This is a genomic window from Mesorhizobium sp. M8A.F.Ca.ET.202.01.1.1 (genome assembly GCF_004791595.1).
Classification (GTDB): domain Bacteria; phylum Pseudomonadota; class Alphaproteobacteria; order Rhizobiales; family Rhizobiaceae; genus Mesorhizobium.
Map to the genome: position 1 here is coordinate 1 of NZ_SRUN01000294.1, position 287 is coordinate 287.

Annotated in this window: 1 protein-coding gene; it reads right to left on the minus strand. The window is 67.2% G+C overall.

All coding sequences use genetic code 11. The annotated features are described in order from the left end of the window. On the minus strand, positions 1-287 hold a 287-nt coding region (locus EN845_RS34930; protein WP_281041062.1), incomplete at both ends, for a hydantoinase/oxoprolinase N-terminal domain-containing protein.

Here is a 287-nt window from a genome sequence, read left to right on the forward strand (position 1 = left end):
GCTTCGTCGAGTTGAATGCGCACCGCGCCGGAGGCCTCAACCCGTTCCGACACTTCCAGCCGAAGGTCGCGCGGAATGACCGGCACGAAAGTCCCCGTCATGCCATAGGGCTGGGGCCGCGTACGCCTTCCCAATTCGATCACGTCGCGAAAGCCGCGCGTGGTGATCATGCCGGTCCGCGCCAACCGCCGCTCCAGCACGGCGTTGGTGGTGGTCGTCGTGCCATGCACGATGAGGTCGATGGCGTCGACCGGAAAGCCGGTCGCGCCGAGCGCCGAAACCACGCC